Source organism: Isoptericola variabilis (assembly GCF_050311655.1).
Taxonomy (GTDB): domain Bacteria; phylum Actinomycetota; class Actinomycetes; order Actinomycetales; family Cellulomonadaceae; genus Isoptericola; species Isoptericola variabilis.
Map to the genome: position 1 here is coordinate 141,376 of NZ_JBNOZM010000006.1, position 19,734 is coordinate 161,109.

The following is a 19,734-nucleotide window of genomic DNA, read 5'->3' on the forward strand; positions in this document are numbered from 1 at the left end:
GGTCAACCCCGCGGCCCCGGCTTGACGAGCTTCGCCGCCGCCACCGGGTCCGTCTCCCCGATCCCGAACGACGGGCACCACCGCGCCACCGGGCACGCCCCGCACGCCGGCCGCCGCGCGTGGCACCGCCGTCGCCCGTGCCACACCAGGTGGTGGCTGAGCATCGTCCAGTCCTTCTTCGGGAACAGCGCCCCCACCTCGTGCTCGACCTTGACCGGGTCCTCCTGGTCCGTCCAGCCGAAGCGGCGCGCCAGCCGCCCGAAGTGCGTGTCCACCGTGATCCCCGGGACGCCGAACGCGTTGCCCAGCACCACGTTCGCCGTCTTGCGCCCGACGCCCGGCAGCGTCACCAGGTCGTCGAGACGGGCCGGGACCTCGCCGTCGAACCGCTCGACCAGCGCCTGGCCCAGCCCGATGATCGAGCGCGTCTTGGCGCGGAAGAAGCCGAGCGGCTTGAACAGCTCCTCCATCTCCGCCGGGTCGGCGCCCGCGTACGCCGCCGCGTCCGGGTAGCGCGCGAAGATCGCCGGCGTCGTCGCGTTGACCCGCACGTCCGTGGTCTGCGCCGACAGCACCGTCGCCACCAGCAGCTCCAGCGGCGTCGTGAAGTCCAGCTCCGCCCGCGCGTCCGGGTACGTCACCGCGAGCTCGCGGTCGATGCGGCGCGCGCGCCGCACCAGCGCGACGCGTGACTCGCCCGTGGGCGTCGCGTCGGACGGGAGGGCGATCGAGGAGGCGGGCTTCGTCGGCACGGTGCGAGCGTAGCCAGCACCCCCGACAGCCCGCCCGCGCAGGCCGCCACCGCCGTTCCCGGCGCTTCGTCGTGCCGCGATTTGGTGCCGTGAGGCAGACTGAGAACCGGAACACACCCTCTTGACAACCCCCGGACGACCGCACCCCACCCGGTGGGGCCGCCCCCGAACCACGTGAGGAATCCTGTGGACGACACCGTCGTGCTCTCCGCCCCTCTCTTCGCGGACATGGAATCCGAGGAGACGAAGGCGCTCTTCGAGTCCATGGTCCCGGTCGAGCTGACCCGCGGGGACGTCCTCTTCCGCGAGGGCGAGCCCGGCGACCGGCTCTACGTCATCGCGCAGGGCAAGATCAAGCTGGGCCGCCGATCCAGCGACGGCCGGGAGAACCTGCTGTCGATCCTCGGCCCCGGCGAGATGTTCGGCGAGCTCTCCCTGTTCGACCCGGGCCCCCGCACCGCGACCGCCTCGTCCGTCTCCGACGCGCTCGTCTACGAGCTGCGCCACCAGGCCCTCGTGCAGTGGATCGCCGCGCACCCCAGCGTCGCCACCACCCTGCTCGGCGCCCTGGCCCGCCGCCTGCGCCGCACCAACGAGACCCTGGCCGACCTCGTCTTCTCCGACGTCCCCGGCCGCGTCGCCAAGGCGCTCCTCGACCTCTCCGCCCGCTTCGGCGAGCCCAACGACGACGGCATCCGCGTCGCCCACGACCTCACGCAGGAGGAGCTCGCCCAGCTCGTCGGCGCCTCGCGCGAGACGGTCAACAAGGCCCTGGCGGACTTCGCGACGCGCGGTTGGGTGCGTCGTGAGGGTCGCGCAGTCGTCCTCCTCGACATCGACCGCCTGGAGCGCCGGGCTCGCTGATCGTTGCGGCCGCCGTGGTTGCGGCCGACACCTTCTCGCTGACGCAGGCGGGAGGGGCGTTCTTCGCCGGGTCGCGTTCACGGGCCCCAGGGGGCCCTCCACTTCGGGACTTCTACGACCCGGCGAAGAACGCCCCTCCCGCCTGCTCTGCTGTCGTCTCACGGCCTTGATGCTCGACGACGGCCGCAGCCGTCACTCCTACCTTGCGCGTCGTGGTTCGTTCGCGCCGCGCCGTCGTACGGCCGCGTGAGGGGCGCGCTCGCTCGTGATGGGGGATCTGCCGGTGCTGTACCCCGACCGGGGTGCCCTCCCCCGCCGCCACCTGCCGCCGTCGAGCCGGTGTGGCGCGGCAGGGGAGCCGGTCGCCCGCCTGCTGACGGCCGAGCCGCAATCGCCGTCGGCGGAAGTCGGCTCTGGTGCAGAGGCCCTACTGCCCGCCCGCTGCCCACCCACTGCCGCGCGACGCGCTGCCCGCCGTCACCACGTCGTCGAGCGCGTCACAGAGAAAGCGGAGCGCGAGACGGTGCAGGAGCGGGTGGGGACGAGGTCCTTCGCCAGGTCGTAGAAGTCCCGAAGTGGAGGGCCCCCTGGGGCCCGTGAACGCGACCTGGCGAAGGACCTCGTCCCCACCCGCGTCCGCAACCAGAAAGAGCGGACAGCACCTCAAGAAACCGAGACGACCAGCTCCACCTCGACCGGCGCGTCCAACGGCAGCACCGCGACACCGACGGCCGAGCGCGCGTGCACGCCCGCGTCGCCGAAGATCTCGCCGAGAACGTTCGACGCACCGTTGATGACGCCCGGCTGGCCGGTGAACGACGGGTCGGAGGCGACGAAGCCCGTCACCTTGACGATCCGCGCGCCGTCGAGGGTGCCCACGAGGGAGCGGACGGCGGCGAGGGCGTTGAGCGCGCAGGTGCGGGCCAGGTCGGCGGCCTGCTCCGGGGTGACGCCGGCGCCGACCTTGCCGGTCAGCGGCAGCGCGCCGTCGACGAAGGGCAGCTGGCCGGCCGTGTAGACGTACTGACCGGAACGGACGGCGGGGACGTACGACGCGACGGGCGCGGCGACGTCGGGCAGGGTGATGCCGAGCTCGGCGAGGCGGGCCTCGGGCGAGACGCTCATCACTGCCCGCCGGAGGGGCGCTTGAGGTAGGCGACCAGGTTGGTGCTGTCGGGGCCGGGGACGACCTGGACGAGCTCCCACCCGTCGGCCCCCCATTGGTCGAGGATCGCCTTGGTGTTGTGGATCAGCAGGGGGATGGTCGCGTACTCCCACGTGGTAGCCATGCCGCGATCGTAACCAGCGACCGCCCCGACCGCCGTCGTCCCGTCGCTGCCACGACGGGTCCACACGATCTGCACAGCGCGGCCGGGCTCGTGGCCGTGCCGCCACAGGCTCAGCCCGTACCCTGGTGGGCATGGCCAAATCCGACCCTCGCCGCATCACGCGCACGATGCCGGCGACGCAGCTCGTCGCCCTGCTGCTCGCGTTCGTCCTGGCGGCCGGTGTCGGCGGCGTCCTCGCCGCCGGGCTGGTCATCCCCGCGGTGGCGGGCGTGAACGCGGCGGCGAACAGCACCGTCGAGATCTACGACGAGGTGCCGGCGGAGCTGGAGCCGCGGCCGATGTCGCAGCAGTCGCGCATCTACGCCGCGGACGGCAAGCTGCTCGCCACGTTCTACGCGCAGAACCGCATCGTCGTCCCGCTGGACGAGATCTCCGAGAACATGCAGCACGCGGTGATCGCCATCGAGGACGAGCGGTTCTACGAGCACGGCGGCATCGACGTGCAGGGCATGACGCGCGCGCTGGCCAACAACGTGGCCGGCCACGCCACGCAGGGCGCGTCCACGCTGACGCAGCAGTACGTGAAGAACATGCTCATCGACCAGGCGCTGCAGGACGGCGACCAGTTCGCCGTCATCAAGGCGAGCGAGGACTCGATCTCCCGCAAGCTCACCGAGGCGAAGATGGCCATCTCCCTCGAGAAGACGATGAGCAAGGACGAGGTGCTGCAGGGCTACCTCAACGCGGCCCAGTTCGGCTCCCGCAGCATCTACGGCGTCGAGGCCGCGTCCCGCTACTACTTCGACAAGCACGCCTCCGAGCTCAGCATCGTCGAGGCGGCCACGATCGCCGGCATCACGAAGTCGCCGAGCCGCTTCGACCCCACGGTGAACCCCGAGGAGGCGAAGGAGCGGCGCGACCTCGTGCTGCAGAACATGTGGAAGCTCGGCTACATCTCCACCGAGGAGCGTGACGAGGCCAAGGCGATGTCGATCAAGAAGACGCTCGACGTCAACCCGACCGAGATCGGGTGCGCCGCCGCGGGCGACTCGGCGTTCTTCTGCGACTACGTCACCAAGGAGATCGTCACCAACCCGGTGTTCGGCGAGACGAAGGCCGAGCGGCAGCAGCTGCTGTACCGGGGCGGCCTGGAGATCCACACCACGCTGGACCCGAAGAAGCAGAAGGCGGCCGCCAAGGCGGTCAGGAACGCCGTGCACCCCGGAGACTCCAGCGGTCTACAGTCGGCGATCGCCTCGGTGGAGCCCGGCACGGGCAAGATCCTCGCGATGGCGCAGAACATCCCCTACACGCCGTCCGAAGGTGGCAAGGGGACCACGCGCGTCAACTACGCGGCCGACCCGACGCACGGCGCCTCCAAGGGGTTCCAGGTCGGCTCGAACTTCAAGCCGATCGTCCTCGCCCAGTGGCTCAAGGAAGGGCACACCCTCAGCGAACGCGTGAACGCGACGAAGCAGGAGCGCGTCGTCGGTAACTTCCAGACACCGTGCATCGGCGGCCTCGGCTTCGACACCTGGGCGCCTGCGAACTCTGAGGGGGTCGAGGTCGGGTACATCTCGGCGCTCGAGGCCACCTACGAGTCCGTCAACACGGCGTACGCGGCGATGGGTTACCAGCTCAACCTGTGCGCCCTTCGTGACACCGCCTGGAGCATGGGTTTCCGGCCGACCAACTCCGCCGTCCAGAAGAAGACGATCACCGCCCCTGAGAAGAAGGACATCGACATCACCGCACCGATGATCATCGGCACGCAGGAGTCGACGCCGCTCTACATGGCGGCGATGTACGCGACCCTCGCCTCCGGCGGCACGTACTGCTCGCCGATCGCCATCACGAGCGTCACCGGCCCGGGCGGCAAGGAGTACGACGTCCCGGACGCCAAGTGCGACAAGAACGCCCTCCCGGAGAACGTCGCCAACACGGTGGTGTACGCGATGGAGAAGGTCTTCTCCGGAACCGGTACGGCGCGTGAGCTCGGCGGCCTCTCGGACGGTCGCCCGGTGGCCGGCAAGACGGGTACCTCCCAGCTGTCGGCCCAGACGTGGTTCACCGGCTTCACGCCGAATCTGTCCACGTCGGTGTGGGTCGGGAACGCCGACAAGCCGAACGAAGACCACACGAGTGGGAACGTCGTCAACGGTCAATACCACCGCATCCTGTACGGCTCGACGATCGCCGCGCCGGCCTGGAAGGAGTACATGGACCAGGCCGTCTCCGACCTGCCGGTCAAGGACTTCGGCAGCCCGGACCCGAGCATGATCGGGGTCGGCGCCATCCAGCCGTCCACGCCCGACGGCGGCGGGGACGACTCCTCGGACGAGGGCGACGGCGGCGACCAGGGGCCCAAGGGCGACGAGGGCAACGACCGCGGCGGCAACGGCCAGGGCGACGACAAGAAGAACGGTCGCGCCGACGCGGAGGCCGCCTGGGACGCCGTGCAGAACGGCGACTGGGAGTCGCTCGGCGACGCGTGGGGCGAGAACTGACCCCCGCCTGGCAGGTCGCGGGCGGGCTCGTCGCCGCCGGCGTCGCGGGCCTCGGCTACGCCCACCTGGAGACCAAGCTGTTCACGGTGCGCCGGGTCACGGTGCCGGTGCTGCCCGCGGGCGAGCCCGAGCTGCGCGTCCTGCACGTGTCCGACCTGCACCTCACGCCGTCGCAGAGCCGCAAGATCGCCTGGGTGCAGTCGCTGGCCGAGTACGAGCCGCACCTGGTGGTGAACACGGGCGACAACCTGGCGCACAGCGACGCGCTCGGGCCGCTGCTGGAGGCGCTCACCCCCCTGCTCACGACGGCGCCGGGCGCGTTCGTCATGGGGTCGAACGACTACTACGCGCCCGTGCCGAAGAACCCGGCGCGCTACCTGAAGCGCGACACCCGCATCGTGCACACGCGCCCGGCGGAGCTCCCGTCCGAGGAGCTGGCCGGCGCGATGGTCGCCGCCGGCTGGCGCGACCTCACCAATCGGCGCGACACGGTCGAGGCCGACGGCCGCCTGCTGTCGCTCGTGGGCGTGGACGACCCGCACCTGGACCGCGACGACTTCCCCGCGTCGTCGACCCCGTCCGGGCCGGACGACGCGGTGCTGCACCTCGGCGTCACGCACGCCCCGTACCGGCGCGTGCTGGACCGGATGCACGCGGACGGCGCGGACGTCGTCCTCGCCGGTCACACGCACGGCGGGCAGCTGCGGCTGCCCGGGTTCGGCGCGCTCGTCACCAACTGCGACATCGACCGGCGGCGGGCCAGCGGCCTGCACGGCTGGCCCGGTCCACGACCCGACGAGACGGGCGGCGCGGGCTCCGCATGGCTGCACGTGTCGGCCGGCGCGGGCACCTCGCCGTACGCCCCGGTGCGCTTCGCGTGCCGCCCGGAGGCGACGTTGCTCACGTTCACCGCCCGGTAGGCGGATCTCGTTTTCGTCCAGGCCGGATCGTCGGCTATTCTGGGCAGGCTTCCGCACGAGGACGTAGGTCCTGAGGCGTGGGAGCAAGTCCTTCGGGGTGTGGCGCAGCTTGGTAGCGCGCTTCGTTCGGGACGAAGAGGTCGCAGGTTCAAATCCTGTCACCCCGACCAGCCGAAAGGCCCTCTGACCAGCGGAAACGCTGAGCGATGAGGGCCTTTCGCTTTGCCCGGAGAGGCCCGGAACCCCCGTGGAGGGCTTATCCGAGGGCTTACGCATGAGCGGCGCTCCCCTCGCCTGGCAGCCTGAACAGCGGTTCCATGTGCCAGTCGGGCGCGACGACGTCGACGGCCGCGAAGCGGTTCATGAACGTCGCCCCGGTCTGGATCACCGGGCGCAGCTCGTGACGGTAGATGCGCTCCGTCGTCGACGTATCGGAGTGCCCGACGACGTGAGCGATCTCTTCCACCGCCGCACCGCCCGCCGACATCAGCGACACGAACGAGTGCCGCAGCTCGCGCGGAGTCCACTCGGACGGGACGACGCTCGGCACCACACCGAGGGCCGAGCGGAACCCGCGCCGCACGTTCGCGGAGTCGAGCGCCGTGCCGAGCGTCGTCGTGAACACGAGGCCCGTGTCCTTCCAGTTGGCCGCGGCCTTGATCCGGTCTGCCGCCTGGTCTCGACGTCGTCGGCGGAGCACGTCAGCCGCGAGGTCGGGTATCGCGAGTGTCCGCCTGGACTTCCGGGTCTTGGTGTCCCCTGATTTCCTGACCGAGCGCCAGACCGCGACCGTGGCCGGGTCCGCGTCGAGGTCGACCCGATCCCAGGTCAACGCCCGCATCTCCTCGGTCCGGATGCCGACGAGCATCGACACCACGATGTACGCGTACATCCAATGAGCCTTGGTCAACGTCAGGATGTCGAGCGCCTGACGTTCCGTGAGGGACTTGGACTTCCGGCCGGTATTCCCCCGCGGCGTGACGACGAGCTCGACGACGTTCCGGTCGACGAGGTCGCGCGCCATGGCCCGCTTGACGGCGGAGTTCAGGCACGCCCGGACGTCCGCGATGGTGCGCGTCGAGTGCGTGGCGACCATCGAGGCAAGCAGCTTCTCGACATGCTTGGCCGTCAGCTTCCGCAGCAAGACGTCTCCGATCCCGGCATCGATGTGTGCGCAGTTGAACTCACGCGTCCTGACCGTCTTGTCGTCGACCTGGCCCTGCCCGTAGAGGATCCAGTCCTTGATGATGTCGCTCACGGTCGTCTTGTCGGCACCAGGCGCCAGGCCCCGCTCGTAGTCGCGGACGCGGAGCCGCAGCGCCTCCATCGCGGCCGAACGGGACTTGCCGGAACCGCGCTTCCTGATCTCCTTGCCGCGGTCGTCGTAGCCCACGATCCGGGTCGCAACGAATCGCTCGCGCTGCTTGTCCCAGTAGACGGTGCCCTCACCGCGGGCGCGACGAGGCGGTTTCTCACGCGCCTGCTCGGTCATGCCGCACCACCCAGACTGTCGGCGTACTCCTGCAACGCCGCCACGGGCACCAGGCGACGAGTGCCGATCTTGACCGTGCGCAGGGCGCCGCAGCGGATCAGCTCGTACAGGATGGTGCGGTGGATCCCCAGCGCCTTGCACGCTGCGTTCACGTCACAGAGCACCGGGGCGACCTCGGCCACGGTGATCTTCTCTCGCTTGCTCATCTCTCCCCCTCGGGTCGTGTTTCGGGTCGGCTATCGAGCCGGGATCGTGCGCTGCTCTGCTCGCCACTGCGCGTACTCGCGAGCGCGGGATGCGGCGGCGTCGGCCAGGGCCTTGTCACCGGCACGCGGCCAGCCCGTGCCCTCGTAGCGCCAGGAGCCGACGACGAGCGTGGTTTCTTCGGCGTCCTCGGCCATGAGGCGGGCTTCCAGGTCGTGGGTGTCAAGCGTGACGCCGTTGCGGCGGGCCTCGGACGCGAGCCGCTTGAACCGACGTCGAGCGCGTCGGAGGGCGCCGAGGGTGACGGAGTAGCGTCGGGATTTGGTCGAGAAGTGCCCGCGGAAGCCGAGCATCGAGGCCCAGTGGCCCAGGAGCGCGTACGGGCTTTCGGCGCACCCACCGCAGAGGCCGGGGTGCCGGTTCGCGGCCCGGTCGGCGCACCCAAAGGGGCAGCCGGCGAAGGCACGGGCTGCAAGGGTTCGGCACGCCTCGGCCAGAGCGGTGAGGTGCGGGCGCGGTCGCGACGGGTCGACGCCTGCGGACTTGGTCGAGTACTTCGCCAGGTATGCGGCGACCTGTTCGGCGGTGACGTCGCCGTCGATGACGCACGCCTCGCGGACGACGCGGACGTCGGTCTGCGCGCCGAAGCGGAGCACCCGTCCGACGTCGTCGGCGTCGATGGGTTCGACGTCGTAGCGCACCGTGGCCGCCGCGGTCTTGATGACGTCGCAGAGCGCGGCCGCGGGGATCGGCGCGGGCGACCCGGGACCGTCTGGCCCGTCGATGCGGACGAGGGCGTGGAAGTGGACGAGGCCGCGGGCCTGGTACTCGGCCACCTTGGCGTACTCGAGCCGCAGGTGACGGTTCAGGACGCCGCGCTTCACTCCGAGGGACGCGGCGAGGTGGCGGCGGAGCGCGATGGTGAACCGGCGCCACAGCTCGGGCGCGAACCATTGCCACACGGCAGCCGTCTCGACGTCGTAGCAGTCGGGGCAGAGCGGAGCGCCGACGTCAGGGTCGCCGTCGTTGTGGTGCGCCCAGCAGGCGAGCCGGCGCCCGTGCTTGCACACCGCGGCTCGGGCATGGGGCCGGCATGGCTTCTCGCCGTCGCGGACGCCGTGCACCGCCCCGAACGAGGGAGCCGTCAGCGTGACGAACAGGAGCGGGTTCCGGGCGACGTCGTCGGGCACACCCTTGCCGCCGTGCAGGCCGGTGGAGATGAGTTCGAAGGTGTCGCGGGCGTAGATGCGGGAGCAGGCTTCGCACTCGTCGGCGCGGCGATTGCCGCAGGGCTTGTAGAGCATCCCGAGCGGCTGGTCGGCGGATCGGAACGTCTCGACGATCTCGCCCGTCGCGGCGTCGATGGTCTCGGCGCGGCCGACGAGACGGATCGGGTGCGAGCAGTTCCCGACGCGGGCGAGCGTGTCCGCGAAGTCGGGCCACGACTTGTCAGCGATCCGGCCGACGATCCCCGCAGCCGCCGAAGCGTCGAGGTCGGGCAGGTCGAGCGGGACGTCCGGGGAGTGTCCCCAGAAGCCTCCACCGACCTGCCCGACCGTGGACATCACGCCGCCTCGGGGTCGCCGTCACTCGACGCGGCACGAGGCTTTCTCGGTGCGCGGGGCTTGCGAGGCGACCGAGGACGCGGAGCCGTGCCGTTGAGAGTCACACCGACCGGCGCGGGAGCCGCGGTCCCGGTGGTGTCTGCTGTAACGGGGTCGACCGTGACACTCTCGTCCGGCAGCGACGGCGCGGGAGGCGCGGGGAAGGTGCCCGCGACCATGCGGATGTAGTCGTCCGCCCAGTAGTCGGCGCGGACGCGGGCGACGACGCCGTCGTCGGTGACTGCGTAGCCGGTGCCTGGCATGGTCTGGGAGATGTGGTGCGCCGGGGCGAGCGCAGCCATGCCGTCCCCGAGGACCATCCGGGTTTCGGCACCGGAGGCGAGGCGGAGCGCGATGGTCTGGGTGAACAGGTCGCGCATGCCCACGGTCTCCTTGCGCGGATCTTGCACGAACGCGACCACCATGACTCCGAAGGCGCGGCCCTGCGTGAGGATCAGCTTGAGCAGGTTCGCGGCCTCGTTGACGACTTCCTTGGACGCGTAGGCCGTGAGCACGGCGAGCTCGTCGATCATCAGGACGTGGACAGGGTCGCCCGGCGTCGGTTCGAAGCTGCGCGACTGACCACGCATGACGGCCTGGCGGTCGACGATCACGCGGTTGAGCCCGCGCAGGAGGCGAACGGCGTCGACCTCATTCATGGCGACGTGGGAGAACATCGGCGCACCCACCGAGACCTCGACGCCGCCCTTCAGGTCCACGCCCCAGAGCTGGACCATGCCCGCGTGCGCGGCCGGGGCGAGGTTCCCAGCGACACCCCAGAACACCGAACCCTTGCCCGCCCCGGAGCGGCCGACGACGAGCGTGTGCCGCCCGGCCAGGTCGAGCCGCCACGGTGTGCCGTCCGAGCAGCGCCCGATGGTGACTCCGCGGTACTCGATCGCGGACGGGATCGTCGGGAGCGTCGCGACGTCGAGCAGCTCGCGCATCGTCAAGACCAGCTCAACCCAGCCCGCACCGAGCCGGTGCGTCTCGACGGCCTGAGCGCCGAGCGAGGTGCCGATTGCTTCGGCTGCGGCGGCGACGTCGTCGGCGGTCTGCCCGACGCGAGCGCGGACGTTGAACGTGAGCGTGTTGCCCGACGCCCGCACGCGCGCCAGCCTCGGGACCACCCGGGCCTCATCGGCGCGGGGCGCGGTCGCTAGGCCACAGCGGTCAGCGATGCGCTTCCAGTTTCGACGGACCCGACGCCGCCACCCTCGACGACGGATCGGCCCGCCCAGCATCGCCTCATAGGTCAGCGGGTGCACCGCCCACCAGACCGCCCGCAGGAGACAGAACGCGGGGACGCACCAGATCACGGCATAGCCGGCGAAGGTGCGCTCCCCGATGAGCAGGAGGTTGCCCAGCACGACGTGGGCCAGCACCAGCCGCCACGACCGGAACGTCCACGACACGAAGTGCCAGACCGCGGCGGCGACCGTGCGCGTGATGGCCCACGTCGTGCTGAGCACGTCCATCACGCAGCCTCCGTCCCGACGCCGCCGTCGTAGAAGCCGTGCCACCACGACTCGACCGGAGGGAACGCCCGGACCGGACGGACCAGCTCGCCCGAGCAGTACACCGAGAACTGCACACCCGGCCCGACACCCGACGTCCACACGGAGAAAGCGGGCGAGCCCGCCTCGGGTGGGAAGTCGGTCACCGTGCCAAGCGACAGCATCCGAGCCAGCCTCTCGGCGTCGTCCTGGGCCTCGACGTGCACGCCGACGTGGTTGTGGCCGAGGTCGACCGACGAGATCCGACCGTCGATCCACGACACCAGATCGGACGCGATCTCCATCAGCTCGCGGATCGAGGCGTACTCACGCTCGACGACCTCGCCCGTGATCGCCGCGGACATCAGGCCGCCGCCTTGGACTCAGGAGGCTTGGGCTGCTCGGCGCGGCCCTGCCCCGGCGCGATCATGCCCTCGGCCCGGAACGACCACTGAAGACGCGGACGCGGCCCGTTGTCGTCGATCCACGGCAGCGCCGTCAGACCCACGAACTCCACCGGCGTCCACGGCAACGGCGACGTGTTCTTCGGCGGGACCGGCTGCACCTCGGCCGCGAACTTCACGCTCACGCCGATGTCCTTCCGGTTCGCGTCGTCGTCCGCGTCGATGACCGTGCACTGCCACATCAGCAGCCCGGTCTCCTTGTCCCGCTGCTGCGGACGCGAACCGTCAGCCCGCTTCTCAGCCTGGAAGTCCACGACCGGCTCAACCTCGCCCCGCAGGAACGCCCCGTTGGGGAACGCAAGCCCGTGGGCGATGGGGAAACGCTTGGCGATAGCCACTGGAACCAACTCCGTTCGCACATGGAGCGCGTGAATCGCTTCTCCTGCGAACGCCTACACACCCGAGCGACTCGCCTGTCAAGCGATCAGAGCCGCGTCATTCGCATGTCAGGCGATCCGTGCCACACTGAACAACGTGAGCCAGACATGGGATGCCGTCGTTCGGGACGTGCTTGACCAGGCCCGACGCGCGGCCGGAGGGGGTGCACCCCTTGCCCTTGCGCTTCGCTCCGCGAACGTCGGTCCAGAGTCGGGCACCTACTCGGAGTCGGCCGTAAGCAACTGGATTAAGGGCCGAGCACGACCGCCAGCTGATGTCGTCCTCGCGGCGGCCTCGCTGTACGGCATCTCCCTCGACACGCGCCTGGGCGTTGAGCCAGCAGCCGCCAGATCGGACCCGGAGGGCATCGACGAGCTGCGCGGTGCTCTGCACCGTCTCGAAGCCCTGGTGCACGAGCGCCTGGCACCACCGAGCGAGCAATCCCTGTTCTCGACGCGGGATGTTCGCGGCGTGTTCGCGACCCGCTCCGAGGCTCAGTCGGCTGTGCCGGTACTGCGGACCCTCGCATCCGCAGAGCATGTCGACGCCATGGGCCTCAGCCTCAACGCTCTCTGCCAGACCGTCTCTGACGTGACCCTTGCGGAACTCGTCGAGAACGGCCTGACCCTGCGCTGCCTGTTCCTCGACCCAGACGGCAAGGCCACAAAGGCCCGCGAACTCGAAGAAGGTCATCCATCAGGACATCTCGCGAAGCTGACACGGGCCAACTTGCTCGTGATCCAGCGGCTTCGCGAACGCCTCACACCTGAGGCCGAGGGCCGCGTCCAAGTCCGCACCTACGACGAGCCCGTCAGGTTCAACATCACGAACATCGACGGCACACGCTCCCTCGTTCAGCCCTACCTACCGGGCGTGCGCGGCCTCGACGCACCGACCTTCCTCATCGAACTCGACGACGACGAACCACACGGCCTGTACCCAGTGTTCGAACGCATCTTCACCGAGACCTGGGAGCGCGCTCGTGCCTTCGACCATTGAGCAGGTCGCAGATCGCGCCATGGACCTGGCGCTGTCCCTCCTGCACCGGGACGACGACGGCGAACGGGTCTACAAGACCGACCGTGACTTCGCCACAGTCACCGACTTCGCTATCGAGGACGCCGTTCGCGAGTTTCTAGCCCACGAGACACCGGACACGGGCTTTTTGGGTGAAGAGCGTGGTCACACCGGCGATCGAAAGACGTTCTGGTGCCTCGATCCAGTAGATGGCACGACGAACTTCACCCGGAGCGTGCCGAACTACGGCGTATCGCTTGCGCTGATCGAACACGGCGCTTCGACCCTCGGAACGATCGCCCTCCCCGCTCACGGCGAGCGATACGCGAGCCGCAAAGGCACCGCCTACCTCAACGGTCAGCCGATCCACGTTTCCAAGACGGCCAGTCTGCACGACGCCCTGGTCTCGACCGGCGACTTCGCAACGGGAACCGGAAGTGGTGCCAAGAACGCTCGACGCCTAGCGATGATCGGCAGCCTCGCTGGCGCCGTTGGCCGCGTACGCATGCTCGGCTCCGCCGCGACCGATCTCGCGTGGCTCGCGGCCGGGCGCCTGGACGCTGTAGTCATCGATGCAAACCGAATGTGGGACGTTGCGGGAGGGATCGCGATTGCGAGGGCCGCAGGTGCGGTGGTGACCCACGTGGATGGAAGCGACTACACGCTCGACGGCCCCGACGTGCTGGCAACTGCGCCCGCCATCCATGGGCGCATAGTCGATCTCCTGTCCTAACCACCGTTCGGCCGCCCCACGGTCCGTGTGGGTGAACTCCCGCACACCGGGCGCCCGCTCGGAGGGCCTACAGGCCGCTGTCACCGGTTGCCGATAGTGTCCCGACGTGCCCCCACAGCCGCGGTCGATCACCAAGCCCCCGTCCTGGAACGAGATCCGACAGAACGCCCGAGAGTTTGCGCATCGATGGGCGGGCGAATCCTCCGAACAGGCCGAAGCACAGACGTTCTGGAATGAGTTCCTTGCCGTCTTCGGAGTTGACCGGCGCCGCGTGGCCCTGTTCGAACGGCACGTCAAGCGGACCTCTACCGGCAAGGACGGGCGTATCGACCTGTACTGGCCCGGCGTGCTCGTCGTGGAACACAAGTCGAAGGACAAGTCCCTCGATGATGCCGAGGCGCAAGCCCTCGACTACCTCGACGACCTGGAGCAGGAGAACATCCCCCAGGTAGTGATCACGTCCGACTTCAAGCGCATCCGCATCCTCGACATGCGCGAGGTTGGCGCTCAGCCAGTGACGATCTACCTCCGCGATCTGGAGCGGGAGATCGACCGCTTCATGTTCATCGCGGGGTATGAGCAGCGAAAGTTCAGCGCCGAGCAGGAGTCGCTGGCCAACATCCAGGCCGCGAAGCTCATGGGTGAGCTGTACGCCGAACTGGAGCAGGACGGCTACCCAGACCACGATGCTTCGGTCCTCCTCGCTCGCTTGCTTTTCCTTATGTTTGGCGACGACACCGGTATGTGGTCCAAGGGCCTCTTCCTTGAACTCCTTGAGACCCGGACCACCGCGGACGGCACAGACCTGGGCGCCCAGTTGGCGGCCCTGTTCTCCATACTCGACACGCCAGAGGGTCGACGCCCCGGCCATGCCGACGAACTCATGCTCCGGTTCCCCTACGTGAACGGACACCTCTTCGCCGAGCAGGTTCGGTTCCCGTTCTTCAACCGTCCGATGCGGGCCAAACTGCTGGAAGCCGCAGCGTTTGACTGGTCGAAGATCAGCCCCGCTGTGTTCGGCTCGATGTTCCAGTCAGTTAAGGACCGCGTCGCCCGCAGAACCATGGGTGAGCACTACACCACTGAGAAGAACATCATGCGCGTGGTGCAACCGCTGTTCCTGGACGACCTTCGAGCACGATTCGACGCTATCAAGCATGACGCCCGACGACTCCGCGAGTTCAAGAAGCAACTCGGAACATGGCGGTTTCTCGACCCAGCCTGCGGCTGCGGCAACTTCTTGATCATCGCCTATCGCGAGCTCCGACGGCTGGAGCTCGAAGTCATGATCCGACTCCGCGACCTCCGCGTCGAGGCAGCGACTCGCCCGGGCCAGATGTTCCAGCAGGACGTTATCGACCCCTCCACGATGCTCGACGTCTCGATGGACCAGTTCTTCGGCATCGAGATCGAAGAGTGGCCGGCCATGATCGCAGAGACCGCCATGTTTCTCGTGGACCATCAAGAGAACGTCCGGCTTGCCGAAGAGTTCGGCATCATGCCCGACCGCTTGCCCATCGAGGTCTCGGCCAAAGTCGAACGCGGCAACGCCCTACGCCTCGACTGGCGGAGCGTGCTGGGGATCAACGACGAGGACTCAGTCGACAACCTGATCATCCTGGGAAACCCACCGTTCATTGGTATGAACCGGATGACCGGATCCCAACAGGACGACCGGGCTTACGTGTTCGGTCGTCTCGACGCCCAGGACCTCCGCACTGGACGACTGGACTACGTCGCGGCCTGGTACGGAAAGGCCATCCCACTGCTTCAAGGCTCAAAGGGACGAGCCGCCTTCGTGTCCACGAACTCCGTCACTCAGGGCGAGCAAGCACGCACGTTCGTGCCGCTGCTCGCTCGCTACGGGTTCAAGGTCGACTTCGGACACCGCACCTTCCTATGGACCTCCGAGGCACCCGATGCGGCCTCAGTCATGGTCGTGATCGTCGGGTTCTCACCGTTGGATCGTGCTTCCAAGAAGCACTTGTTCGACTACCCGCTAGCGAAGGGTGATCCCGTCGAGACCCGTCCCAGTCGAATCAACTTTTATCTGGTCGATGCCGAAGACCTCGCCCCGGTCAAGCTGTCCAGGCCGATGGTCGACGGCATGCCTCTTGCATCCAAGGGGTCACAGCCGACGGACGGCCGAGGCGGTCTCCTCGTTACCGTCGATCAGTACGCGGAGGTCGCCCGCGATCCGATCGCATCGAAGTACCTTCGCCGGTTCTACCAGGGCGACGAGATGCTCGGAAACGTGCAGCCCCGCTGGTGCCTCTGGCTAGTGGATGCTCCGCCGTCTGATCTCCGGGGGTCGCGACTCATCCGCGACCGGCTGCAGCAAGTACGGAACGCAAGGCTGGAGTCGCCCACCCCGAGCGTCCAGCAACAGGCCGACACCCCAGCCCTGTTCACCCAGATCCGGCAGCCCGACTCCGGCTACATCGCACTCCCCGAGGTTTCGTCCGAGAACCGGGAGTGGATCCCCGGCCGCTTCTTCGAGGCAGACGACGTAGCGGGCAACAAGTTGATCGTGTGGGACACCGATGAGCTGTGGCACTTTGGCTACCTCCAATCCTCAGCGTTCATGGCCTGGGTCCGGACGTACGCCGGCAGGCTCAAGTCCGACTTCTCGATCAGCCCTGGCCTGATGTACTTCCCCTTTCCCTTCGTAGTTCCCAGCGCTGCGCAACAGTCCCGGATCGAAGCGGCCGCCCAGGGGATCCTCGACGAGCGCGAAGCCATCGGGGACACACTGGCAGCCATGTACGACCCGCTGACTATGCCCCGCGGGCTGCGCCGGAAACACCAAGCGCTCGACGCGGAGATCGACGGGCTTTACGGACTGTCTCGACCGACCGAGGCCGACCGGATGAAGGCGATTGTGAAGCGATACGAGCAGCTGATCCAAGGCCTACCGGCGAGGGTCCGGAACGCAGCGCACATCGCTCCGGAAACCGTCTGATGGCCGCGCCCTATGTCTCGATCAAACGCCTGGTCGACAACTCGCTCGCGGCAATGCTCGCCGCGATCGAGGTCTACAATAAGCCTCAAATGACCTATCGTGACGAAGTCACCGTCATGCTCGTCACGAACGCCTGGGAGCTCGCGCTGAAGGCAGCACTCCGGCGCGCCAACCGTCCAATCTTCTACCCGAAGAAGCGCGGAGAGCGGTACCGCTCCATCACGCTCGATGACGCACTCGGACGCGTGAGCGGCCAGAGTCTATGGCCCACGACGGTTGATGGAGCTGCCGTCACCGCCAACATCAAGGCACTCTCGGAGTACCGCGACCGTGCGATCCACCTGTACAACGCTCAGGGGCTGGGCGCGGTCATCTACCCCTTCCTCCAACAGAACGTCCTGAACTTCCGCGACTTCCTCCTGGCAAAGTTCCAGAAGGACCTCGCCGATTCGATCACCTGGCAGCTCCTTCCCCTGGGCGCAACGGCTCCTGCAGACGTCGTCCAGTTCATGAAGGTCGACAAAAGCGCGACAATGGTTGCGGAGGTCGAGCAGTTCATCGACGAACTGCGCCGCTACATGGACGCCGCAGAGAATGCCGGGGCGGACATGTCACGCCTGGCGACGATCTACGACATCCACATGCAGTCCACTAGGGACATGACGAGCGCTGATCTCGTCGTGGCCGTCTCTCCAACGGCAGACGGCCAGATGGTCGTGCGCAAGACGGACCCGAACCAGACGCACCCATACAGCTACAGCAAACTCCTGGAGCGCGTCAACAAGAAGCGGTCGGGCAGAAAACTCACGACATTCGATCTCCAGGCAATCTGCTGGAAAGAGAACCTGCGTTCCGAGCCCAAGTACGCATGGAAACACAGCAACAGCGCTTCACACGTCTGGTCGGGCGACGCAGTTGCATACCTATCGTCACTTGACGACGCCCGCTACGACAAGTTGAGAGTCGAGTACAAGGCCCATACAGCAAAGGCTCGCCGAAAGCAGTGACTCGACTGCAGCGACGCCCACGCAAGCGGTCCGTTCACCATGCCCACGTGACGACGTTCAGCTCGATGGCTGTCCAAGGCCGCCGTCCCCGCGGCCTGGTGAGGACTTTCCTCACTGACTCAAGGCGCGCGGCTTCGCCGCGCGCGGGCTGCCTACCGGGCGGGGCCCCGCGCTCCGCTCGCTGACGCTCGCTCCGCGCACCCCACCCGTCCGGCCGCCCAACCCGCACATGACGAAGGCGGCCCCGAGCTGACCCGGAACCACCCTCACCCCACTCGGCCGGCATACGCGTCGACGCCGTCGAGCTGCCCGCCGTCACCCCGGGCGAGCTCCTGCACCACCTCGCGCCCGGCCCCGCACCGACAGCCGAGCATCCGGCCGATTCCGGCCAGCATCAAGGGCGCCTACGGCGTCGCTACGCGATGGGCTACGCCCAACCCTTGACCCTGACCTCCGTCAGCCTCTTGTGCTCCACTGTCGCCGCAGCGCCTCCGAGTGTCCCCACCTCCAAGACCCTCACGTCCCGAGGGCTTAGCGGAGGGCTTATCGCTCCGAGGCGGCGTGAACACCAGCGGACGATCAGCCGCAGAACCACGCGGATCAGCACCCGCAGGAATGCCTCAGAACCCATTCGGGACGAAGAGGTCGCAGGTTCAAATCCTGTCACCCCGACCAGCCGAGAGGCCCTCTGAACAGCGGAAACGCTGAGCGGAGGGCCTCTCGTCCGTCTCGCCCCGCGGCCGTTGCCGGAGCGCGCCGGAGCGCGCCTGCACCGTGCTGCGACGTGTCCGGACGAGCGACCCCTCCGCGCTGTAGTGTCGCCGCCGTGACGTTCCGAGTCGCCACCACCCCGCCCCCCGCTCTCTGAGCGGGGACCCCCGGCGCCGCCGCACGGTCGGCGCATCTGTCGTCGTGCCCTCCTGACGTCTCTCCCGGTCAGGCTCCCTTCCAGGCGCCTGCGGGCGGCCCCGCTCCACCGCGACCCCCTTCCCCTCGTCGCTCGGAGCGTGTCCATGACTTCTCCCTTCTCTCCCCGGCTGCCGTGGCGTGGCCACCGGCCCGCACGGACCGGCGACGGCCGGGCCGCCGCCGTGGCGCTGCTGTGCACCGCAGGTGTCCTGTGGGGCTTCGGCGGCGTGCTGGGCTCGGCGCTGGCCGAGCGGTCCGGGCTCGTGCCCTCCCTCGTCGCCGCCGGCCGGCTCGGCCTCGGCGGCCTGTTCCTCCTGACCTACCTCGCCGTGACGGGCGTCCCCTTCCCGCGGGGGAGGACGGCGTGGGCGCGCATCGGCGTGCTCGCCCTGCTGTCGGCCGTGTTCCAGAGCTGCTACTTCGCCTCGATCGCGATCGGCTCGGTCAGCGCGGCCACCCTCGTGACGATCGGGTCCGTGCCCGTGTCCCTCGTGCTGCTCGACGCGATCCGGTCACGGGCCCGGCCGACGCTGCCCGAGCTCCGCGCCACGCTCGTCGGGGTGGCGGGGCTGGCGCTGGTGGTCGCGGGATCGACCGATCCGTCGACGGCCACCGGACCGGCGGTGGACGGCGAGGCGTCCGGGTTGCACGGGGCCGCTGCCCACCTCCTGGCCCTGGCATCGGGGCTCAGCTTCGCGTCGACCGCAGCGGTCTCGCGACGCCCCGTGGCCGGCCTCGACGAGCGGTCAGGCATCGCGTACGGGTTCGTCGCAGCAGGAGGCATCCTGCTCCTGGGCTCGGCGCCCTGGGCCCCCTCAGCGGTGACGCTCGACGGCCGCGCGCTCGCACTGCTGGTCGCCTTCGCGCTGCTGCCGACCGCCCTGGCCTACGGGATGTACTTCCGCGGCCTGCCGCGCGCGAGCACGGCGATGGCGGGCGTCACCACGCTGCTCGAGCCGCTGACCGCCACGGTGCTGGCCGTCGTCCTGCTGGGCGACCGACCCTCCTGGCTCAGCTGGGCCGGCACGGCCCTGCTCCTGCTCAGCGTCGTGGACGCGGCCCGTCACGGCTCGACCACGGGCCCCGAGGGCGACGTCCGCCCGGCGGCGCCGGTGCCACGCCCGTGATCCTGTGGG

Annotated in this window: 17 protein-coding genes and 1 tRNA gene; 9 read left to right on the forward strand and 9 right to left on the reverse strand. The window is 68.9% G+C overall.

Features of this window, described 5'->3' with window-relative positions; translation table 11 throughout:
- Nucleotides 1-2: 2 nt before the first annotated feature.
- On the reverse strand, nt 3-728 hold the full coding sequence (nth, locus tag ACQP60_RS14485) for an endonuclease III (protein WP_429734375.1): 726 nt from the start codon (nt 726-728) through the stop codon (nt 3-5).
- A 210-nt stretch (nt 729-938) separates the two neighbouring features.
- Here nth and ACQP60_RS14490 point away from each other — a divergent pair, with 210 nt between their 5' ends.
- Nucleotides 939-1,616 (forward strand): Crp/Fnr family transcriptional regulator, encoded by a 678-nt coding sequence (locus tag ACQP60_RS14490; protein ID WP_416345052.1) that lies wholly within the window; start codon nt 939-941, stop codon nt 1,614-1,616.
- A 663-nt stretch (nt 1,617-2,279) separates the two neighbouring features.
- On the opposite strand, the gene ACQP60_RS14495 is transcribed toward ACQP60_RS14490, so the two are convergent.
- Together ACQP60_RS14495 and sp36 are read right to left on the reverse strand one after the other, a co-directional pair.
- Entirely contained in the window at nt 2,280-2,741 is a 462-nt protein-coding gene (locus tag ACQP60_RS14495) for a RidA family protein (protein WP_429733984.1), read from the reverse strand.
- Nucleotides 2,741-2,905: a Sp36 family protein gene (gene sp36, locus ACQP60_RS14500; protein ID WP_139820690.1), complete on the reverse strand. Its 165-nt coding sequence runs from the start codon at nt 2,903-2,905 to the stop codon at nt 2,741-2,743. The genes ACQP60_RS14495 and sp36 overlap by 1 nt, the downstream gene beginning before the upstream one ends.
- A 131-nt stretch (nt 2,906-3,036) precedes the next feature.
- On the opposite strand from sp36, the gene ACQP60_RS14505 reads away from it, so the two are divergent.
- From ACQP60_RS14505 to ACQP60_RS14515, 3 genes are all read left to right on the forward strand, one after another.
- Nucleotides 3,037-5,412: a transglycosylase domain-containing protein gene (locus ACQP60_RS14505; RefSeq protein WP_429733987.1), complete on the forward strand. Its 2,376-nt coding sequence runs from the start codon at nt 3,037-3,039 to the stop codon at nt 5,410-5,412.
- Nucleotides 5,397-6,332, forward strand: coding sequence for a metallophosphoesterase (locus ACQP60_RS14510; RefSeq protein ID WP_429733989.1), 936 nt, complete (start codon nt 5,397-5,399; stop codon nt 6,330-6,332). Before ACQP60_RS14505 ends, ACQP60_RS14510 begins: the two co-directional genes overlap by 16 nt.
- Nucleotides 6,333-6,425: 93 nt before the next feature.
- A tRNA-Pro gene (locus ACQP60_RS14515) sits at nt 6,426-6,502 on the forward strand.
- A 98-nt stretch (nt 6,503-6,600) separates the two neighbouring features.
- Here the strand turns inward: ACQP60_RS14515 and ACQP60_RS14520 are convergent.
- The 6 genes from ACQP60_RS14520 to ACQP60_RS14545 form a co-directional block, all read right to left on the reverse strand.
- The gene (locus ACQP60_RS14520) at nt 6,601-7,824 is read right to left on the reverse strand and encodes a site-specific integrase (RefSeq protein WP_429733991.1); all 1,224 of its coding nucleotides are present in this window, start codon (nt 7,822-7,824) and stop codon (nt 6,601-6,603) included.
- Complete coding sequence (locus tag ACQP60_RS14525; RefSeq protein WP_429733993.1) at nt 7,821-8,030, reverse strand: helix-turn-helix domain-containing protein; 210 nt, start codon at nt 8,028-8,030, stop codon at nt 7,821-7,823. The genes ACQP60_RS14520 and ACQP60_RS14525 overlap by 4 nt, the downstream gene beginning before the upstream one ends.
- Nucleotides 8,031-8,060: 30 nt before the next feature.
- On the reverse strand, nt 8,061-9,593 hold the full coding sequence (locus tag ACQP60_RS14530; protein WP_429733995.1) for a replication initiator: 1,533 nt from the start codon (nt 9,591-9,593) through the stop codon (nt 8,061-8,063).
- Nucleotides 9,593-11,017, reverse strand: a complete 1,425-nt coding sequence (locus ACQP60_RS14535) for an FtsK/SpoIIIE domain-containing protein (RefSeq protein WP_429733997.1) — start codon at nt 11,015-11,017, stop codon at nt 9,593-9,595. Before ACQP60_RS14535 ends, ACQP60_RS14530 begins: the two co-directional genes overlap by 1 nt.
- Nucleotides 11,018-11,109: 92 nt before the next feature.
- Entirely contained in the window at nt 11,110-11,493 is a 384-nt protein-coding gene (locus tag ACQP60_RS14540; protein WP_429733999.1) for a hypothetical protein, read from the reverse strand.
- Nucleotides 11,493-11,930 carry a plasmid replication, integration and excision activator gene (locus ACQP60_RS14545; protein ID WP_429734001.1) on the reverse strand — a complete coding sequence of 146 codons (438 nt, stop codon included), beginning with the start codon at nt 11,928-11,930 and terminating at the stop codon, nt 11,493-11,495. Before ACQP60_RS14545 ends, ACQP60_RS14540 begins: the two co-directional genes overlap by 1 nt.
- Before the next feature lie 136 nt (nt 11,931-12,066).
- Between ACQP60_RS14545 and ACQP60_RS14550 the strand changes: the two genes are divergently transcribed.
- The 5 genes from ACQP60_RS14550 to ACQP60_RS14570 all read left to right on the forward strand — a co-directional run bounded on the left by ACQP60_RS14550 (nt 12,067) and on the right by ACQP60_RS14570 (nt 19,725).
- Nucleotides 12,067-12,969 carry a DUF5919 domain-containing protein gene (locus ACQP60_RS14550; RefSeq protein WP_429734003.1) on the forward strand — a complete coding sequence of 301 codons (903 nt, stop codon included), beginning with the start codon at nt 12,067-12,069 and terminating at the stop codon, nt 12,967-12,969.
- Nucleotides 12,953-13,720, forward strand: coding sequence for an inositol monophosphatase family protein (locus ACQP60_RS14555; protein ID WP_429734005.1), 768 nt, complete (start codon nt 12,953-12,955; stop codon nt 13,718-13,720). The genes ACQP60_RS14550 and ACQP60_RS14555 overlap by 17 nt, the downstream gene beginning before the upstream one ends.
- Nucleotides 13,721-13,826: 106 nt before the next feature.
- The gene (locus ACQP60_RS14560; protein ID WP_429734007.1) at nt 13,827-16,682 is read left to right on the forward strand and encodes a DNA methyltransferase; all 2,856 of its coding nucleotides are present in this window, start codon (nt 13,827-13,829) and stop codon (nt 16,680-16,682) included.
- A complete protein-coding gene (locus ACQP60_RS14565) occupies nt 16,682-17,689 on the forward strand; it encodes a DUF3644 domain-containing protein (protein WP_429734009.1) in 1,008 nt (335 codons plus the stop codon). Before ACQP60_RS14560 ends, ACQP60_RS14565 begins: the two co-directional genes overlap by 1 nt.
- Nucleotides 17,690-18,702: 1,013 nt before the next feature.
- On the forward strand, nt 18,703-19,725 hold the full coding sequence (locus ACQP60_RS14570; protein WP_429734011.1) for a DMT family transporter: 1,023 nt from the start codon (nt 18,703-18,705) through the stop codon (nt 19,723-19,725).
- Nucleotides 19,726-19,734: the final 9 nt, after the last annotated feature.